This is a genomic window from Agrobacterium sp. RC10-4-1 (assembly GCF_014138475.1).
In the GTDB taxonomy this organism is placed as follows: domain Bacteria; phylum Pseudomonadota; class Alphaproteobacteria; order Rhizobiales; family Rhizobiaceae; genus Agrobacterium; species Agrobacterium pusense.
Map to the genome: position 1 here is coordinate 81,389 of NZ_JACJIT010000009.1, position 17,795 is coordinate 99,183.

The following is a 17,795-nucleotide window of genomic DNA, read 5'->3' on the forward strand; positions in this document are numbered from 1 at the left end:
AACCTGAAGAACTCCTCCCGGAGCACACCCGGTACCGGTCGCGCGTGAAGCGCGGCCGGCAACACACGGCCAATCCAAACCGAGGAAGACCGTTCGATGCTGAGATTTCTGACGATACGCGTGGCATCCGCCATTCCGGTGCTGTTGATCCTGAGCGTGGTGACTTTCGCCATCATCCAGGCGCCGCCCGGCGACTATGCCGACTACATCCGCTCGCAGCTGATGAACCAGGGCGGAGCGTCCTTCGAGCAGGCGGAAGCGCAGGCGCAGGCATACCGTATCGAACACGGACTCGATAAGCCGCTCGTTATTCAATATTTCAACTGGATCGGCGGCATCCTCACCCGCGGCGATTTCGGCTACAGCTTTTATTACAACAAGCCGGTCGCCGATGTGGTTGGCGAACGCCTGCCGCGCACTATCGCTCTGGCGCTGGTCTGCCACATCTTCGCATCGGTACTTGGCATCGCCTTCGGCATATGGGCGGCCACACGGCAATATTCCTGGGTCGACAACCTGCTCTCCACCATTGCCTTCCTCGGCATGACGATCCCGCGCTTCCTGATGGCGCTGATCCTCGTCTACCTCATGGTATTTCATTTCGATGTGTCGGAGATCGGCAGTTTCTTTTCACCGCAATATGGCGGTGCGCCGTGGTCATGGGCGAAATTCGTCGATCTGGTCAGCCACGTCTGGCCGGTCGTCGCTATCGCCGTCTTCGGGGGGCTGGCCTACAATATGCGGGTGATGCGCGGCAATCTGCTCGATACGCTGAATGCGCAATATGTCGAGACGGCGCGTGCCAAGGGCCTTTCGGAAGGCGCCGTCATCATGCGCCATGCGGTGCCGAATGCCGTGCACCCGCTCGTCATGTATCAGGGCGTGGTGCTGCCCTACATGCTGAGCGGCGAGATCGAGACCGCGATCATCTTCGCGTTGCCGACCGTCGGCCCGGCCATCGTCGGCTCCATGGCGGTGGGGGACGTCTATGTCACCGCGACCTTCATGATGGTGCTGGCCGCCACGCTGATCGTCGGCAACATCATCGCCGATATGCTGCTCGCCATGCTCGACCCGCGCGTCCGCGAATTCGGGAGGGCCTGAGATGATGGCGTTTGACGAGATGAAAACCGAAACGGCCGCCGCGGCAAAACCCGACCGCTCCGCCAATGGCAACGAGACCTATCTGGCGCTTGTCTGGCGGCGTCTCAGACGATCCTTCACGGGTATGGTCGGGCTGGTACTAGTGGTGCTGCTGATCCTCATCTCCATTTTTGCGGACTTCTTCGCGCCGATGAACCCGCTCGAAACCCATGGCAGCTTTTCGCCGCCGCAGGTGGTCCGGTTCACCGACAAGGACGGCAATTTCAGCCTCGCGCCACGCGTCTATGCCATTGCGGAGACGGAAGAGCTCGATCCGGTCACCTTCCAGCCGATCGTCGGCCCGGATTACGACAATCCCGTCTATCTCGGCTTCTTCGTGAAGGGTGCGGAATACAAACTTCTGGGTCTCATTCCGATGAGCCGGCATTTCTTCGGCTCTACCGATGGCCAGCCGGTGCATTTTCTCGGAACGGACAAGTTCGGGCGCGACGTGCTGTCGCGCGCCATTTATGGCTCGCGCATCTCGCTTGCCATTGCACTCAGTGTTGTCGCCATCGTTACCGTCATCGGCACCAGCGTCGGGCTGATCTCAGGCTATTTCGGCGGGCCGCTGGATGCCTGGGTGCAGCGTTTCGTGGAGGTGGTGCTCGCTTTCCCGCAATTGCCTCTCTATCTCGCGCTGACTTCTCTTATTCCGGTCACCGCACCAACCACCGTGTTCCTCGTCTTTGTGGTCGGCGTCATGTCGGCGCTGGGCTGGGCGCAGATGTCGAGGGAGGTGCGCGGCAAGACGCTGGCACTGGCGCGGATCGATTATGTCCGGGCGGCGATCGCTGTTGGCGCCACCGACAGGCGCATCATCTTCCAGCACATCCTGCCGAATGTGATGAGCCATGTGATCGTCGCGGTGACCTTGCATATTCCAAGCGTCGTGCTGCTCGAATCCTTCCTCGGTTTCCTCGGCTTTGCGGTGAAGCCGCCGCTGATCTCCTGGGGGCTGATGCTGCAGGATACCGCTACTTATTCGGTCATAGGTTCCTATCCCTGGATTCTTGCACCGGTTGGTTTCGTGCTGGTCACCGTCTTTGCCTTCAACGCGCTGGGCGACGGCCTGCGCGATGCCGTCGATCCCTATTGAGAGGAGCGTGACATGGTAGCTGCCCTGAACAACACCTTCGCCCCCGCCATCCGCTTCGACGCGGATGATCGTCAGGATAACGCCATCATCGATGCCCGCAATATTGCCGTGACCTTCAAGGTGGAGCACGGAATGGTGGAGGCCGTGAAGGACATTTCCTTCCAGCTTTACCGGGGTGAGACCATCGCCATCGTCGGCGAATCCGGTTCGGGAAAATCAGTGACAGCCCGCACCGTCATGGGCCTGCTGACGAAGCGTGCCACAGTCTCGAAATCGGCAGTCGTCCGCTTTAATGGCGACGACATCCTGAAATTCTCGTCGCGCCAGCGCCGGGCGCTGCGCGGCAATCGCATCTCGATGATCTTTCAGGAACCGATGAGTTCGCTGAACCCGATCTATACCATCGGCAGCCAGATCGTCGAAGCGATCCGCGTCCACTCGAAATTGAGCAAGAAGCAAGCGGAGGCGAGGGCGCTCGATCTGCTGCGGCAGGTGCAGATACCGGAGCCGGAAGCGCGGCTCAAACAATATCCGCACCAGCTGTCCGGCGGCCAGCGCCAGCGTGTGATGATCGCCATGGCGCTCTCCAACGATCCCGACGTGCTGATTGCCGATGAACCCACCACTGCGCTCGATGTGACGGTGCAGGCGCAGATCCTCAACCTCATCCGCGACCTCCAGAAGAAGCGCGGCATGGCCGTGGTCCTCATCACCCATGACCTGACGATCGTGAAGCAGTTCTCCGATTACGTCTATGTCATGCAGCACGGCGAGATGCGTGAGCACAATACCACGGAGAAGCTGTTTGCAGCGCCTCAGCATCCCTACACGAAAAGGCTGCTTGCTTCCGAACCTCGCGGCACGGCAAAGCCGCTGCCGGAGAACTCCGGCGTCCTCCTGACGGCAAGCGGCGTGCGCGTTTCCTTCATGATGCGATATGGCGGCCTGTTCAAACCAGAACTCAAGGAGCTGATAGCGGTCGACAGTCTCGGCTTGACGCTCAGGCGGCACGAGACACTGGGGCTCGTGGGTGAATCCGGCTCCGGCAAGACGACCTTCGGCCAGTCCCTGCTCCGGTTGAACGACCCCGTGGGCGGCGAGGTTGTTTTTGACGGTCAGAGGGTCGATGGCCGTTCCCGGGCTGAAATGCGGCCTCTGCGGTCGCGTATGCAGATCGTCTTCCAGGATCCGTTTGCCTCGCTAAACCCGCGCATGACCATTGGCCAGATCATCGAGGAAGGCCTCATCATCAACGGTCTTGGCAAGACAAAGGCCGAGAGGCTGGACCGGGTGCGCGACGCGCTGGAGGCGGCGGGTATGCCCGGCAACATCCTCTCGCGTTTCCCGCATGAGTTCTCCGGCGGCCAAAGACAGCGCATCGCGATTGCCCGTGCAGTGGCGCTGGAGCCGGAATTCATCCTGCTCGATGAGCCGACCTCCGCACTCGATCTTTCCGTGCAGGCGCAGATCATCGATCTCCTGCGCAAGCTGCAGGATGAGCGTGGCTTGAGCTACCTGTTCATCTCCCACGACCTGAAAGTGGTCCGCGCCCTCTGCCACCGCGTCATCGTCATGCAGCGCGGCCGGATTGTCGAAGAGGGGCCTGTCGAGGACGTGCTCAGTCAGCCAAAAACTGAATATACACAGCGGCTTGTGCGAGCCGCCTTCGAAATCGCTTGAATTCCCAATTGCCGGAGGTAGACATGGCAAGAGATCCCAAGATTGCATTCATCGGCGCAGGTTCCACGGTGTTCATGAAGAACATCATCGGTGACGTGCTGCAGCGTCCGGCCCTTTCCGGCGCCACAATCGCGCTGATGGATATCAACCGTGAAAGGCTGGAAGAAAGCGCCATCGTCGTCAACAAGCTGATTTCGACGCTCGGAGCAAAGGCGAAGGCCGAGACCTATACCGACCAGAAAAAGGCGCTTTCCGGCGCGGATTTTGTTGTCGTGGCGTTCCAGATTGGCGGATACGAGCCGTGCACGGTCACTGATTTCGAAGTGCCGCGTAAGTATGGGCTGCGCCAGACCATTGCTGACACACTTGGCGTCGGCGGCATCATGCGCGGCTTGCGCACCGTGCCTCACCTCTGGAAGATTTGCGAGGACATGCTGGCCGTCTGCCCGAATGCCATCATGCTGCAATATGTGAATCCCATGGCGATAAACACCTGGGCGATTGCCGAAAAATACCCGACGATCCGGCAGGTGGGTCTTTGCCATTCCGTGCAGGGCACGGCGATGGAACTCGCCCATGATCTCGATATTCCCTATGAGGACATCCGCTACCGTTCGGCCGGTATCAACCATATGGCGTTTTTCCTGGAATTCGAGCATCGCCAGCCCGATGGCAGCTACAGGAGCCTCTACCCCGATCTCGTGCGCGCCTATCGCGAAGGCCGCGCGCCAAAACCCGGCTGGAACCCACGCTGCCCCAACAAGGTGCGGTACGAGATGCTGACGAGGCTCGGTTATTTCGTCACCGAAAGCTCCGAGCATTTCGCGGAATACACGCCCTATTTCATCAAGGAGGGGCGCGAAGACCTGATCGAGAAATTCGGCATTCCGCTCGATGAATATCCCAAGCGCTGCATCGAACAGATCGAGCGCTGGAAGGGCCAGGCGGCCGCCTATCGCTCGGCCGAAAAAATCGAGGTCAAGCAGTCGAAGGAATATGCCTCCTCGATCATCAATTCGGTCTGGACCGGCGAGCCCTCCGTCATTTACGGCAACCAGCGCAATAATGGATGCATCACCTCGCTGCCATCGGATTGCGCGGCGGAAGTGCCCTGCCTGGTCGATCATAACGGCGTGCAGCCCACCTTCATCGGCGAGTTGCCACCGCAGCTCACCGCGCTGATGCGCACCAATATCAATGTTCAGGAGCTGACCGTGCGGGCGTTGATGAGCGAAAACCGCGACCACATCTTTCACGCCGCGATGATGGACCCGCATACTGCGGCGGAACTCGATCTCGATCAGATTTGGTCGCTGGTGGACGATCTGCTGCTGGCCCATAGTGACTGGCTGCCGGAATGGACGCAGGCGGAGGTGAAACGGGCGCGGGCTGTGTAAACATCATCGCCCTCAATAACGGATCGGAGGTGTGCAGCGAGCCCACATCATCCTTCCGCAAGCGCTATCGAAGACCCTACTCTGTCATCCTCGGGACAAGCTCGAGGATGACGTCCGATTGTCGAGGGGATGGCGCGGTATCGGTATGATCGCTTGGTACCGTCGGTGTTCTCAAAGGTGAGCCGGTTAACTGCCGGCGAACCGGGGGCGCCTTGATGACGCTCTCCATTAAATCCTTTCGCCGCTTGACTTGTGTCAAGGTTGCAGGCCGCTCTCTGGCGTAGACAGTCCCCGAAACCGGTTATTTCAGCTTTCAGTGCGGGAAATACCGGGTACGAATTATGAACGTGATGGTGGCTGGCTTCTTCGGTTTTATCGTACTACGGTTGAAACCTGAAGGGTTCATGGGGAAGACGGATGTCTAAAAAGGGCTTGCTCATTGGTCTGGCGGTTGTGGTTCTGGCCGTGGCCGCCTATTTCGCCTGGTCGAAGCTGACGGCCGAGGGCCTGCCTTCGGGTTTCGCGGCCAGTAACGGTCGCATCGAGGCCGTCGAGATCGATATCTCCACCAAGAGCGCCGGCCGCCTTCAGGATATTATGGTCCGTGAGGGTGATTTCGTGAAGGCCGGACAGGTTCTGGCGCAGATGGATACGGCCCAACTGGAGGCGAGGAAACGCCAGGCGGAAGCACAGCTTCGCCGTGCGAAAATAGCAATCGACACGGCCCACAGTCTTGTCGCCCAGCGTGAAGCGGAAAAGACGTCGGCGCTTGCGGTGGTGGAACAGCGCAAGGCCCAGCTCGATTCCGCCTCCAAGACCAATGCACGCTCGAAACAATTGCTGACGGGCAATGCGGTCTCGCAGCAGATCGTCGATGACAGCGAGGCCGCCGAGCAGTCCGCCCGCGCAACGCTCGCCTCTGCGCAGGCCTCGCTTGCGGCTTCCGACGCCGCGATCAACGCCGCCAAGGCGCAGATCGTCGACGCCGAAGCGGCGGTAGACGCCGCACAGGCTGACATCGAGAGCATCGAGACTGACATAGCCGATGCGACGCTGAAATCGCCTCGCGACGGTCGCGTGCAATATCGCATTGCCCAGCCCGGAGAAGTGCTTTCCGCCGGTGGACGGGTTCTGAACCTCGTCGATCTCGGCGACGTCTATATGACGTTTTTCCTGCCGACGGCCGAGGCTGGCCGCACGTCCATGGGGTCTGATGTTCGACTGATACTGGATGCCGCCCCCCAATACACCATTCCGGCAAAAGTGTCCTTCGTCGCGGATGTCGCGCAGTTCACGCCGAAAACGGTGGAGACCGAAGAGGAACGCCAGAAGCTGACATTCCGGGTAAGGGCGCAAATCCCCCAGGCACTTCTGCAGAAATATATTCAATATGTGAAAACCGGGCTGCCCGGCATGGCCTATGTCCGGCTTGATCCGGAGGCCGCCTGGCCGGAGAATCTCGAACGCAATCTCGTCAAGTGAGGGTGGCCGCTATGGTCGCGCCTCCCGAAACGAATGACAGGAACTCACCCGTTGCGCGATTGACCGATGTGCGGTTGACCTTCGGAAGCACGGTTGCGCTGGACGACATATCGGTCGAGATACCCGCCGGGCTGATGATAGGGCTCATCGGGCCTGACGGCGTCGGCAAATCGAGCCTGTTGTCGCTGGTCTCGGGCGCGCGCGCCATCCAGAAGGGCAAGGTGGAGGTTCTAGGCGGCGACATGTCCGATCCGCGCCACCGCGAGGATACCTGCCCGCGTATCGCCTATATGCCGCAGGGCCTTGGCAAGAACCTCTATCCCACCCTGTCGGTCTTTGAAAACATCGACTTTTTTGGCCGGCTGTTCGGACAGGACGGAAGGGAACGGGAGGCGCGTATCGCCGAATTGCTCAAGAGCACCGGCCTCGAACCTTTTGCCGATCGTCCCGCGATGAAGCTCTCCGGGGGCATGAAACAGAAGCTGGGGCTCTGCTGCGCGCTCATCCACGACCCGGACCTGCTGATCCTGGACGAGCCGACGACAGGCGTTGATCCTTTATCGCGGCGGCAGTTCTGGGAACTGATCGACTCTATCCGTGCCGGGCGTCCGGGCATGAGCGTCATCGTCGCAACTGCTTATATGGAGGAGGCCGCCGGTTTCGACTGGCTGGTTGCCATGGATGGCGGCAAGATTCTTGCCACCGGCTCGCCCGCCGAACTTCTCGACCGCACCGCGGCACCCAATCTCGACGCCGCCTTCATCGCGCTTCTTCCCGAAGAAAAGCGCAAGGATTACCACGAAGTCCATATCGCGCCACGAAAGCCGACCGGTGAGGGTGATTATGCCATCGAGGCATCCCACCTTAGCATGCGTTTCGGCGATTTCACCGCCGTCGACAATGTCAGCTTCAAGATTCCGCGCGGCGAGATTTTTGGCTTTCTCGGCTCCAATGGCTGCGGAAAATCCACCACCATGAAGATGCTGACGGGCCTTCTGGCCGCCAGCGAAGGAGAGGCGAAGCTCTTCGGACACAAGGTGGATGCGAGCGACATGGCGATCCGCCACCGCGTCGGTTACATGAGCCAGGCCTTCTCGCTCTATTCCGAACTGACGGTGCGGCAGAACCTTGATCTGCACGCCCGCCTGTTCAAGCTGCCGGAAGAGGCAATTCAACCGCGTATCGCCGAAATGGCGGAGCGTTTCGATCTTGGCGCGGTCATGGACACGCTGCCGGACGACCTGCCGCTTGGCATCCGGCAGAGGCTGTCGCTGGCGGTGGCGATGATCCATTCGCCCGATATTCTCATCCTCGATGAGCCGACCTCTGGTGTCGACCCGGTGGCGCGTGACGGCTTCTGGCAAATCCTCGCCGATCTCTCGCGCAACGATAATGTCACCATCTTCATCTCCACCCATTTCATGAATGAGGCGGAGCGCTGCGACCGGATTTCGCTGATGCATGCCGGCAAGGTGTTGATCAGCGATACGCCCGAGGCGATCACCAGGAGCCGTAATGCCGCAACACTTGAAGAGGCTTTCGTCGCCTATCTGGAAGATGCTTCCGGGGTTACGAGGGACGCGCCTGCGACAGCATCTGTGGCAGCAGCGGACGTGCAGGTGACGCAACATGCGGCGCCCACCCGCAAGAGATTTTTCGATTTCAGGCGCATGTTCAGCTATACGCGCCGCGAGGCACTGGAACTGCAGCGCGATCCCATTCGCGGCACGCTGGCCGTGCTCGGCAGCGTCATCCTGATGTTCGTCATCGGATACGGCATCAATCTCGATGTCGAGGACCTGACTTTCGCGGTGCTGGATCGCGACGATTCCACTATCAGCCGCGATTACGTGCTCGACATTGCCGGCTCCCGTTATTTCATTGAGAAGGAACCTATCCGGGACTATGCCGATATGGACCGGCGGATGCGTGATGGCGAACTGAGCCTTGCCATAGAAATTCCTCCTGGCTTTGGCCGCGATGTCTTGCGCGGCAAGACTGTGGAGGTAGGGGCCTGGATAGACGGCGCCATGCCGCAGCGGGCGGAGACCGTTCGCGGTTACGTGCAGGGCATGCATCAGACATGGCTGGCGCGGAAGGCCGTCGAGATTTACGGCAGCGCGGCCACGCAAAGCAGCTTCAGCATCGAAACGCGCTATCGTTACAATCCCGACGTCAAGAGCCTTGTCGCCATGGTGCCGGCGGTCATTCCGCTGCTTCTCATGCTCATCCCCGCAATGCTGGCGGCCCTCAGCGTCGTCAGGGAAAAAGAGCTCGGTTCGATCGTCAATCTATACGTGACGCCGACCACGCGGCTGGAATTCCTGATCGGCAAGCAGCTTCCCTATGTCGCCCTTGGCATGCTCAATTTCGTGCTTCTGACGGCATTTGCGGTCTTCATCTTTCAGGTGCCGTTCACCGGAAGTTATCTCGCTTATGCGACGGGCGCGCTGCTCTATGTCATCATCGCCACATCCATCGGCCTCCTCATGTCTTCCTTCATGAAGAGCCAGATTGCGGCAATCTTCGGCACTGCTCTTCTGACGCTCATTCCGGCGACGCAATATTCGGGCATGATCGATCCCGTCTCGTCGCTGCAAGGGGCGGGCGCCTTTATCGGCAACGTCTATCCTGCCACCTATTTCATGACCATTTCACGCGGAACTTTCTCCAAGGGCCTGGATTTCGCCGGACTTTCCGGCTCGTTTCTACCGCTTCTCATCGCCATTCCACTGCTCCTCATTGCCGGCGCTGCACTTTTGAGAAAGCAGGCGTCATGAGGCTTTTTTCGTCCAACATCTTCCAGCTCGGCATAAAGGAACTGCGCGGTCTCGCGCGAGACGGAATGCTGATGCTGCTTATCGTCTATGCCTTCACGCTGCAGATCTATACCGGTTCCAGCGCGCTGCCGGAGACGCTGAACAACGCGGCCATCGCCATTGTCGATGAGGATCAGTCGCCGCTTTCCAGCCGCATCAGCACGGCGTTTTATCCGCCCTATTTCTCCCCGCCGAAGCAGATTTCCATCGCTGAAATGGACAAGCGCATGGATGCGGGCCTCGATACCTTCGCGCTCAACATTCCACCGGATTTCCAGCGCCGGCTGATGGCCGGGCAGCAGCCGGCCATCCAGCTCAATATCGACGCCACCCGCATGAGCCAGGCTTTCAGCGGTGGTGGTTACGTGCAGAGCATCGTGACGAGCGAAATACAGGAGTATGTCGACCGCTATCGCGGCGCGACCTCGGTGCCGGTGGACCTCACGCTACGTTCCCGCTTCAATCCCGAACTGGACAAGTCCTGGTTCGGCTCGATCAACAACATCATCACCGCCATCACCATGCTATCCATCGTGTTGACGGGCGCGGCGCTCATTCGCGAGCGAGAACACGGAACGGTCGAGCATCTACTGGTCATGCCAGTGACGCCGCTGGAAATCATGCTCAGCAAGGTGTGGTCCATGGGGCTGGTCGTGCTGGTGGCCTCTGCATTTTCCCTGTTCGTGGTGGTGAGGGGCCTGCTTGCCATTCCCATCGAAGGCTCGCTTTCTCTTTTCCTGCTCGGAACGGCATTGCAACTCTTCGCCATGACTTCCATGGGAATTTTTCTCGCGACAGTCGCCGGGTCCATGCCGCAATTCGGCATGTTGCTGATCCTGTTTTTGTTGCCGTTGCAGGTCCTTTCCGGCGCCATGACGCCTCGCGAAAGCATGCCTGATATCATCCAGTACATCATGCTTCTTGCGCCAAACACCCATTTCATCATCCTGGCGCAATCGGTGCTTTTCAGAGGGGCGGGGCTGGATGTGGTCTGGCCGCAACTGCTGGCGCTGCTGGCCATCGGCTCGGCTCTTTTCGTTTTTGCGCTTCGCCGGTTCAGGCGTTTCCTGCGCTGACAGCATCGGGATCATGCGCATGTTTCAGACGATTCCACGCAAGTTGAATTAATTGTGTTCGGTAACGGTATGTTCGCCTTGCGCGATTATGCCTATGAGGACGGCTGGGTAAAGCGGGCTTTGTTCAGGAGTAGCACGATGAATATTGCAGCACGTCTGTCGACGGCAGCCATGGTCGCACTGGCTGCCACGTCATCTTTCGCGTCTGAGGATATGACCTCTGAGACGAGTGAGGCGATATTCGGCTTCGCTGGCGCCATGACAAAAGAAGACATGCTGAAAAGCGCGGCGCTTATTCCCGTGGACTATGAGAGCAACGCTGTCATCGGCGGCGGCTATCAGTTCTATCCTTACCGTATCGGCAATATAAAACTGGGCGGTGAGGTCGGCATGGCCGTCAGGTTCGGCAAGGGCTTCACCGGCGAGGTGTGGGCGGGCCCGGTCGCGCGTTATGAACACATCAGGCTTGGAGAGCAACTGTTCATCACCCCAAGTTTTACAGCAGGGCTCAGCCTTGTTACGGATGCGCAGCCAGGCCGCGAGCGCGAACAGGAAATCAAGGACGACGGCAACGCCAATGTCCTTTTTTATCTGGGGCCGGAAATCAACGTGTCTTTCAGCGAGGGTTCCTCGACGGAATTCTTCTGGCGCCTCCACCACCGTTCCGGTGGCGGCAAAACACTTGGCAACATGAAGGGCGCCACAAACGCCAACGTGTTCGGAGTCCGTTACAAGTTCTGAGCCGCCGCGACGCTATAAGGTCCTGTGAACTGTCTGAATTTCAGCCACGTTTCTGTTTCAACGCAAACCGGCGCCAGCAACCCTTGCGTCTGACGCATGGGTGGATTGCCTTATTCTGCCTGTTAATTCCCCATTGGAAAGCGCATATAGAGGTCATCGAAGGACGCCGGAACGAAAACGTTACTGACGTCACCTAAACCTCAGAAAGGGTAATGTCATGAACGTAGCACGCAGCTTCAACAATTGGCGCAAATATCGTCAGACCATCACCGAACTCGGCCGCATGAGCACCCGTGAACTGCACGATCTCGGTATCGATCGCAGCCAGATCACCAGTGTCGCTCGCGCCGCTGTTGGCAAGTAAATAGGGCGATACCGCCACATTCTGAATGCTTCAACGCCCGCTTTGCGGGCGTTTTTGTTTGGTTTGAAAATGAAGGCATTTCATTGGGGGTGTCTGACAGCGAGGCGGCGCTCCCACCGGATGCGCCGCATTCTTCTCGATTGCTGTCGAGGTTCCGAGCAGGTTGGGAAATCGGAAAGGCCGGGTCCGCGAGAAGCGGTAGGCGCCCGGTATCGTCCTTCGTGACGGCGCCATGCGCTCAGCGCATATCTGTGCTGCAACCTTGTGCCTGTCAAATGCGCAGGGAAATGGTATGTTCCTCTCATCGAAACGGATGTACCTCCTCCCACATCCTTTTCGTAAAGCGGGTGATCCTACTCCTCCTCCCAAAGGATTGCCCCGGGGACAGCGGTTTTCCTCCTCCCATATCGCTGTTCATCTTTTCAGAAAGCCTGCCGCACCTCCTCCCGCGGCAGGCTTTTTTGTTTTTGACCGTTTTCCGTGTTGATATATCTCAGTCGAATGCCATCATGCCGATGGGCGTCACTGCACGGGTGCCTGCGCGTCTGGCGAGTGCATAAGTGAGGCATTGTTCGACTGCATCCTGCGGAACGGGCTTGGCGATGACGCCGGCGCCGATGCCGAGATTAACCACGACCTCGGGGTTTGCGGTCATGAAGATGACCACCACACCGTGCTCTTCGGAAAGCCTTCGCCCGATTTCCGGCCCGGTTTGTCCATCGGCAAGATTGACGTCGACAAAGGCAATATCGGCGCGGCGGCCAAGTGCCACGGCATCATCCAGCTTGTTGGCGATGCCGATGACGTTTGCCTCTTCATCCGCCTGAAGAATGGAATCCTCTATGTCCATGGCGATGAGGAACTCGTCTTCCACGATCAGTACCCGCGGCTGCTCCATGCGGAAGCCGGGTTCACTCTGCAAAACGTCTGCCAACATATGCCTGCCTCCATTGAGTACGCTACCAAGCACCGAACTAAAAAATACGCCGCGGTTTGGGGTCGTCTGGTGCTTCGACAATATCTGGAGCGTCGGGACTGTTTGATCTCATCACCCGCCGCCTCAGCACGGTCGGCAAGCAAACACCCGGCGGGCCAACTCGTTCCAAAGTGAGATAAACATAGTGAATGGAGTGTAAACAACGTGCCTTTTGGGCTATCACCTCTTGATAGCGAAGCAGTTGATTCGGTTTGGTTTTCATCCGGGGGAAGGGTGGAGGAACGTCGCCGTAGCGCATCTTTCGCCGCTGGAGCACCAGTCTTTTGGCCGCAATCGGTCCTTAAGGCTTACATGGAAATTCAAGACGTTACGGCCTCCTTCGCGCGCCAGGAAGGAAGAGCGGGAACGCCACCGATCAATCGCGTGCCGCGGTCAAAACCGGCGCGGGACCTTATGAATTTGGAAAGAGAATTAGACGATGACACAGTCTCCGCGCGCCACCATTGCCCGCAACACTCCCAACATCGCCGTCGTCGGAGTTGGTGGGGGTGGCGGAAACGCGATCAACAACATGATTGCCGAGGGTATCGGCGGCGTTGATTTCATCGCGGCCAATACGGATGCGCAGGCGCTGAAGAAGACCAATGCGCCACGGCTCGTGCAGCTCAGCTCAGAACTGACGGGCGGGCTTGGAGCGGGTGCTGATCCCGAGGTTGGCCGGCAGGCTGCGATCGATTCCCTCGATGAGATCATGGATCACCTGAGCGGCTATGATATGTGTTTCATCACCGCCGGCATGGGCGGCGGCACCGGGACGGGTGCGGCACCCGTTATTGCCGAAGCCTGCCGTGCAAAGAACATTCTCACAGTTGGTGTCGTCACGCTTCCTTTCAGCTTTGAGGGCGTGCGCCGCATGCGGGCTGCTGAGTACGGTTTCGCCAATCTGCTCAACACGGCCGATACCGTCATCGTCATTCCCAACCAGAACCTGCTGCGCATTGCCGATGCCGGCACCACCTTCGAAAATGCGCTCAAAACCGCCGACAAGGTGCTGTCGCTCGGCGTGCGCTGCATCACCGATCTCATTTTGCGTGAAGGCCTGGTCAATCTCGATTTCGCCGATGTGCGATACGTCATGAAGAATGGCGGCCGGGCGCTGATGGGCACCGCACAGGCCAAGGGCGAAAAGCGTGCTTCGGAAGCAGCGGCAGCGGCCATTGCCAATCCGCTGCTCGGCGAGCCCTCGCTGAAGGAAGCCCGTGGCGCGCTGGTCTCCATTTCCGGCGGCAACGACCTGACGCTTTACGAGATTGATGAAGCGATGACGCTGGTACGTGAGGCTGTCAGCGAGGAAACCGATGTGGTGATGGGCGCTTCGTTCGACCCAACGCTGGACGGCGCTTTCAAGATTTCCGTCGTGGCCACCGGCCTGCGGAACTGATCTCCGACTAAGGCGTCGCATCGCCGCTGGAAGCCGCTATTCGCCGCTCCGGCCGTGAAAGCACGATAAAGACGTCTGCGCCACAAACCAAACGATCAAAAGCCGTCGCGGGCAATTTTCGCGACGGCTTTTTGTTGTTTTTGAACAATTATTCCGTCATGCAAGCCAGCGACCCGGTGACACGTCGTTGATAACGAAAAAATATAATAGTACTCTTTATGTCGACAAGAAGGATTTGATTATGACGGATATAATTGCTTCTGCCGAGCGCAAGCGCGGCTCCGGTGTGAAGATGGTCTACGATCTGCTGCGCGACGAGATTCTTGATCTCGTCCTGCCACCCGGCAGTCCCATCGATGAAGTGCAGCTTGCCGAACGGTTCAAGATGTCGCGAACGCCGATCCGTGAGGCGCTGGTACGGCTTTCGGGCGAGGGGCTGATCGATACGCTGCCGAACCGCTCCACCATGGTGTCGAACATCGATTTCCTCAACATGCACACCTATTTCGATGCGCTGGTGTTGATGTACCGGGTAACGACCCAGCTTGCCGCGCAATATCACCGTCCGGAAGACCTGGCTGGCATTCGCGCCCATAATGCGGAATTCGCCGTTGCGGTGGAGGAGCAAGATGCGCTGGCGATGATTTCCACCAACGCCGCCCTTCATCTTTCCATCGCGGAGGCCGGGCGCAACCCCTATTTCACCAGCCTGTTCAAGCGGCTGCTGGACGAGGGGCGGCGCATTCTCAGGCTTTATTACCAGTCCTATGACGATCGTCTGCCGAAGCGCTTTGTCGATGATCATGAAGAGATGATCGAGGCGATTGCCGCACGCGATATCGCTCTTTCCGAAAGACTGGCGCGGGAGCACGCCGAACAGATCGTCCGGCAGGTGCAGAAACTGCTGGTGCGAAACGAACGGCTGGAAATAAATCTGTAGCTTGTCGATTTCTTGTCGACAAATAAAATACAAGATAGTAATGTCCCTCTCGAAAGGGTGGCGCGGACGTGCGTCCATTCCCGAAAAACATGTCCCTTAGGAGCTAGTAATGACGGCCAGCATTTTTTCCGGCGTGATTCCCGCCTTGATGACCCCCTGCAAGGATGATCGCACCCCCGATTTCGATGCGCTTGTTCGCAAGGGCAAGGAACTGATCGCCGATGGCATGTCCGCCGTGGTCTATTGCGGCTCCATGGGCGACTGGCCGCTCCTGACGGACGAGCAGCGCATGGAAGGCGTGGAGCGTCTGGTGAAGGCCGGTGTTCCCGTCATCGTCGGCACCGGAGCGGTCAACACGGCGTCTGCCGTTGCCCATGCCGCCCACGCCCAGAAGGTTGGCGCCAAGGGCCTGATGGTCATTCCCCGCGTTCTGTCGCGCGGTTCGGTCATCGCCGCCCAGAAGGCTCACTTCAAGGCAATCCTCTCGGCTGCACCGGAGATCCCTGCCGTCATCTATAACAGCCCCTATTATGGTTTTGCGACCCGCGCCGATCTCTTCTTCGCGCTGCGCGCCGAGCACAAAAACCTCGTTGGTTTCAAGGAATTCGGCGGCCCGGCGGATATGCGTTATGCGGCTGAAAACATCACCAGCCGTGACGATGAAGTCACGCTGATGATCGGTGTCGACACCGCTGTCTTCCACGGCTTCGTCAATTGCGGCGCAACCGGCGCCATCACCGGCATCGGCAACGTGCTACCGAAGGAAGTCATCCACCTCTGCAAGCTGTCGCAGGCTGCCGCCAAGGGTGACGCCGATGCCCGCGCCCGCGCGCTGGAACTGGAACAGGCGCTGGCCGTTCTTTCGTCCTTCGACGAGGGCCCGGATCTGGTTCTCTATTTCAAGCACATGATGGTGCTGAAGGGCGACAAGGAATACACGCTGCACTTCAACGAAGCAGATGCACTGACGGACAGCCAGCGCGGTTATGTCGAAGCACAGTTCAAGCTGTTCAACAGCTGGTACGCCGACTGGAGCAAGCTGCCGGGCGCAGTGCAGGCCTGCAAGGCCGCCTGAGATATTGCTGCCGTGAAAAAAAGGCCCGCAACTGCGGGCCTTTTTTGCATGCGATGAGGTTTGATGTCTCTCCTCCGTCATGCCGGACTAGATCCGGCATCCAGCCATGGCGCGTCTGCGCCGTGAAAGGTCTCTTCCGCGGTCAAGGACTTGATCGCGCTGGACCCCGGATCTAGTCCGGGCTGACAGGGCAGGGATGCTATGCAGTCGCAAAAAACGCTGAGTGACGTTGTCGTTATGAAGGCCCGCAATTGCGGGCCTTTTTCCATTTCCCCATCCAAATGGTCAGGGAACCGCGTCAAGCCCCTTTTCCAGCAGCCGGTCGAGCCCGGCCATTTCGGCGGCGGTAAGCGTGATGCCTTCGCTTTCGGATTTGGCGCGGGCAGTGAAGCGGCGGCCCGAGGGCAGGCGGGCACCCTGGCCGATAATGGCGTCGAACAGCACTTCCGCGCGCTGGAAGGGGTCGCCGGGGCGGCCCTTGGCAAAGGCTTCAGGTGAAAAAGCGACGATCAATTCGCCATGGGTGGGGGCAAGCGTGGTGGTGCCGAGAAATTCGAGTGCTTCGGGGCTGGTGAGATCGCCGATCATGATGCCGGCGAGAAGCTCGATCATGGTGCCGATGGCCGATCCCTTGTGGCCGCCAAATGGCAGCATGGAACCGGCAAGGGCCGCCTCCGGGTCGGTCGTCGGCTTGCCGTCGGCGTCCAGAGCCCAGCCTTCCGGCAGGGGCGTTCCGGCCCGCCGGTGTAGTTCGATTTCACCGCGGGCCGCAACCGACGTCGCAAAATCGAAGACATAAGGGGAGGTGCCCTTGCGCGGCCAGCCGAAGGCGAAGGGGTTGGTGCCAAGCAGAGGCTTGGTTCCGCCGGTGGGCGCGACGGTGGAATAGCTCGGGCACATGACCAGCCCGGCGAGACCGTTTTCGGTCAGCCCTTCGACTTCCGGCCAGAGCGCCGAGAAATGCGTGCAGTCATTGACGACGAGTGCTGCGATGCCCGAGCGTCTCGCCCGCTCCACCAGAACCGGCAGACCGAGTTCGAAGGCGGGGTTGGCAAAGCCGCCATGGGCATTGACCTTGACGACGGCCGTGCGGTCGTCTTCGGCCACTTCAGGTATCGCATCCGGATTCACCTTGCCGGCCTTGACGGTGCGGAGGGCGCCTTCGATACGGTAAATGCCGTGCGATTTGCAGGCATCGCGCTCACCGGCGGTGATGACGCGTGCCAATGCGCCCGACTGCACCTTATTGAGGCCCGCCTTGCTGAAAATCGCCTCGACCCGCGTCGAAAGCTCTTCAATGGTCAAGGTGGTGGTGTCGCTCATCATTATCCTCCGATGTCGGGCTCGCACATTTTGAATACATAAAGTATACAAAGGTGTGAGTATTGCAACGTGTCTTTTCGATGAAGCTCAGTCACAGCAGAAGGCCACTCTCTCAAACACGAAGATACCTCAAGCCCTCATTCCTATGCTTGTCATAGGATTGCAGTCGACGCGCGTGCGCGCATCGGAAAGCCTCTTTCAGCCCAAAGATTCGGGCTGGCTAGATTCCTGTGAAAAGCAACGGCATGAAGGAGGCTGAATGTTTCGCCCACCTTGTT

At 59.1% G+C, this 17,795-nt stretch carries 14 protein-coding genes; 12 read left to right on the top strand and 2 right to left on the bottom strand.

Annotation, left to right across the window (positions count from 1 at the left end):
* Positions 1 to 96 precede the first annotated feature (96 nt).
* From FHW77_RS22470 to FHW77_RS22510, 9 genes are all read left to right on the top strand, one after another.
* A complete protein-coding gene (locus FHW77_RS22470) occupies positions 97 to 1,104 on the top strand; it encodes an ABC transporter permease (protein WP_004444659.1) in 1,008 nt (335 codons plus the stop codon).
* Between the two features lies 1 nt (position 1,105).
* A complete protein-coding gene (locus FHW77_RS22475) occupies positions 1,106 to 2,242 on the top strand; it encodes an ABC transporter permease (protein WP_022563840.1) in 1,137 nt (378 codons plus the stop codon).
* A gap of 12 nt (positions 2,243 to 2,254) precedes the next feature.
* Positions 2,255 to 3,922: an ABC transporter ATP-binding protein gene (locus tag FHW77_RS22480; RefSeq protein WP_100911507.1), complete on the top strand. Its 1,668-nt coding sequence runs from the start codon at positions 2,255 to 2,257 to the stop codon at positions 3,920 to 3,922.
* 23 nt (positions 3,923 to 3,945) lie between these two features.
* Positions 3,946 to 5,319, top strand: coding sequence for an alpha-glucosidase/alpha-galactosidase (locus tag FHW77_RS22485; RefSeq protein WP_112416846.1), 1,374 nt, complete (start codon positions 3,946 to 3,948; stop codon positions 5,317 to 5,319).
* Between the two features lie 417 nt (positions 5,320 to 5,736).
* Positions 5,737 to 6,801 carry an HlyD family secretion protein gene (locus FHW77_RS22490; RefSeq protein ID WP_112416847.1) on the top strand — a complete coding sequence of 355 codons (1,065 nt, stop codon included), beginning with the start codon at positions 5,737 to 5,739 and terminating at the stop codon, positions 6,799 to 6,801.
* A gap of 11 nt (positions 6,802 to 6,812) precedes the next feature.
* Positions 6,813 to 9,581, top strand: coding sequence for a ribosome-associated ATPase/putative transporter RbbA (gene rbbA / locus FHW77_RS22495; protein ID WP_112416848.1), 2,769 nt, complete (start codon positions 6,813 to 6,815; stop codon positions 9,579 to 9,581).
* Positions 9,578 to 10,696, top strand: coding sequence for an ABC transporter permease (locus FHW77_RS22500; RefSeq protein WP_035209548.1), 1,119 nt, complete (start codon positions 9,578 to 9,580; stop codon positions 10,694 to 10,696). The genes rbbA and FHW77_RS22500 overlap by 4 nt, the downstream gene beginning before the upstream one ends.
* Before the next feature lie 138 nt (positions 10,697 to 10,834).
* Positions 10,835 to 11,437 carry a hypothetical protein gene (locus tag FHW77_RS22505; RefSeq protein WP_004444644.1) on the top strand — a complete coding sequence of 201 codons (603 nt, stop codon included), beginning with the start codon at positions 10,835 to 10,837 and terminating at the stop codon, positions 11,435 to 11,437.
* Between the two features lie 217 nt (positions 11,438 to 11,654).
* Positions 11,655 to 11,801, top strand: a complete 147-nt coding sequence (locus tag FHW77_RS22510) for a DUF1127 domain-containing protein (RefSeq protein ID WP_004444643.1) — start codon at positions 11,655 to 11,657, stop codon at positions 11,799 to 11,801.
* Positions 11,802 to 12,294: 493 nt separating this feature from the next.
* Here FHW77_RS22510 and FHW77_RS22515 read toward each other — a convergent pair whose 3' ends face one another.
* Entirely contained in the window at positions 12,295 to 12,738 is a 444-nt protein-coding gene (locus FHW77_RS22515; protein WP_004444642.1) for a response regulator, read from the bottom strand.
* A 478-nt stretch (positions 12,739 to 13,216) separates the two neighbouring features.
* Here FHW77_RS22515 and ftsZ point away from each other — a divergent pair, with 478 nt between their 5' ends.
* The 3 genes from ftsZ (at position 13,217) to FHW77_RS22530 (ending at position 16,194) form a co-directional block, all read left to right on the top strand.
* Positions 13,217 to 14,179 carry a cell division protein FtsZ gene (ftsZ, locus tag FHW77_RS22520; RefSeq protein WP_004444641.1) on the top strand — a complete coding sequence of 321 codons (963 nt, stop codon included), beginning with the start codon at positions 13,217 to 13,219 and terminating at the stop codon, positions 14,177 to 14,179.
* Between the two features lie 241 nt (positions 14,180 to 14,420).
* Positions 14,421 to 15,119, top strand: a complete 699-nt coding sequence (locus tag FHW77_RS22525; RefSeq protein WP_004444640.1) for a GntR family transcriptional regulator — start codon at positions 14,421 to 14,423, stop codon at positions 15,117 to 15,119.
* A 109-nt stretch (positions 15,120 to 15,228) separates the two neighbouring features.
* Positions 15,229 to 16,194, top strand: a complete 966-nt coding sequence (locus FHW77_RS22530) for a dihydrodipicolinate synthase family protein (protein ID WP_004444637.1) — start codon at positions 15,229 to 15,231, stop codon at positions 16,192 to 16,194.
* Between the two features lie 285 nt (positions 16,195 to 16,479).
* Here the strand turns inward: FHW77_RS22530 and FHW77_RS22535 are convergent, their stop codons facing one another.
* Complete coding sequence (locus tag FHW77_RS22535; protein WP_112416785.1) at positions 16,480 to 17,517, bottom strand: Ldh family oxidoreductase; 1,038 nt, start codon at positions 17,515 to 17,517, stop codon at positions 16,480 to 16,482.
* Positions 17,518 to 17,795 lie beyond the last annotated feature (278 nt).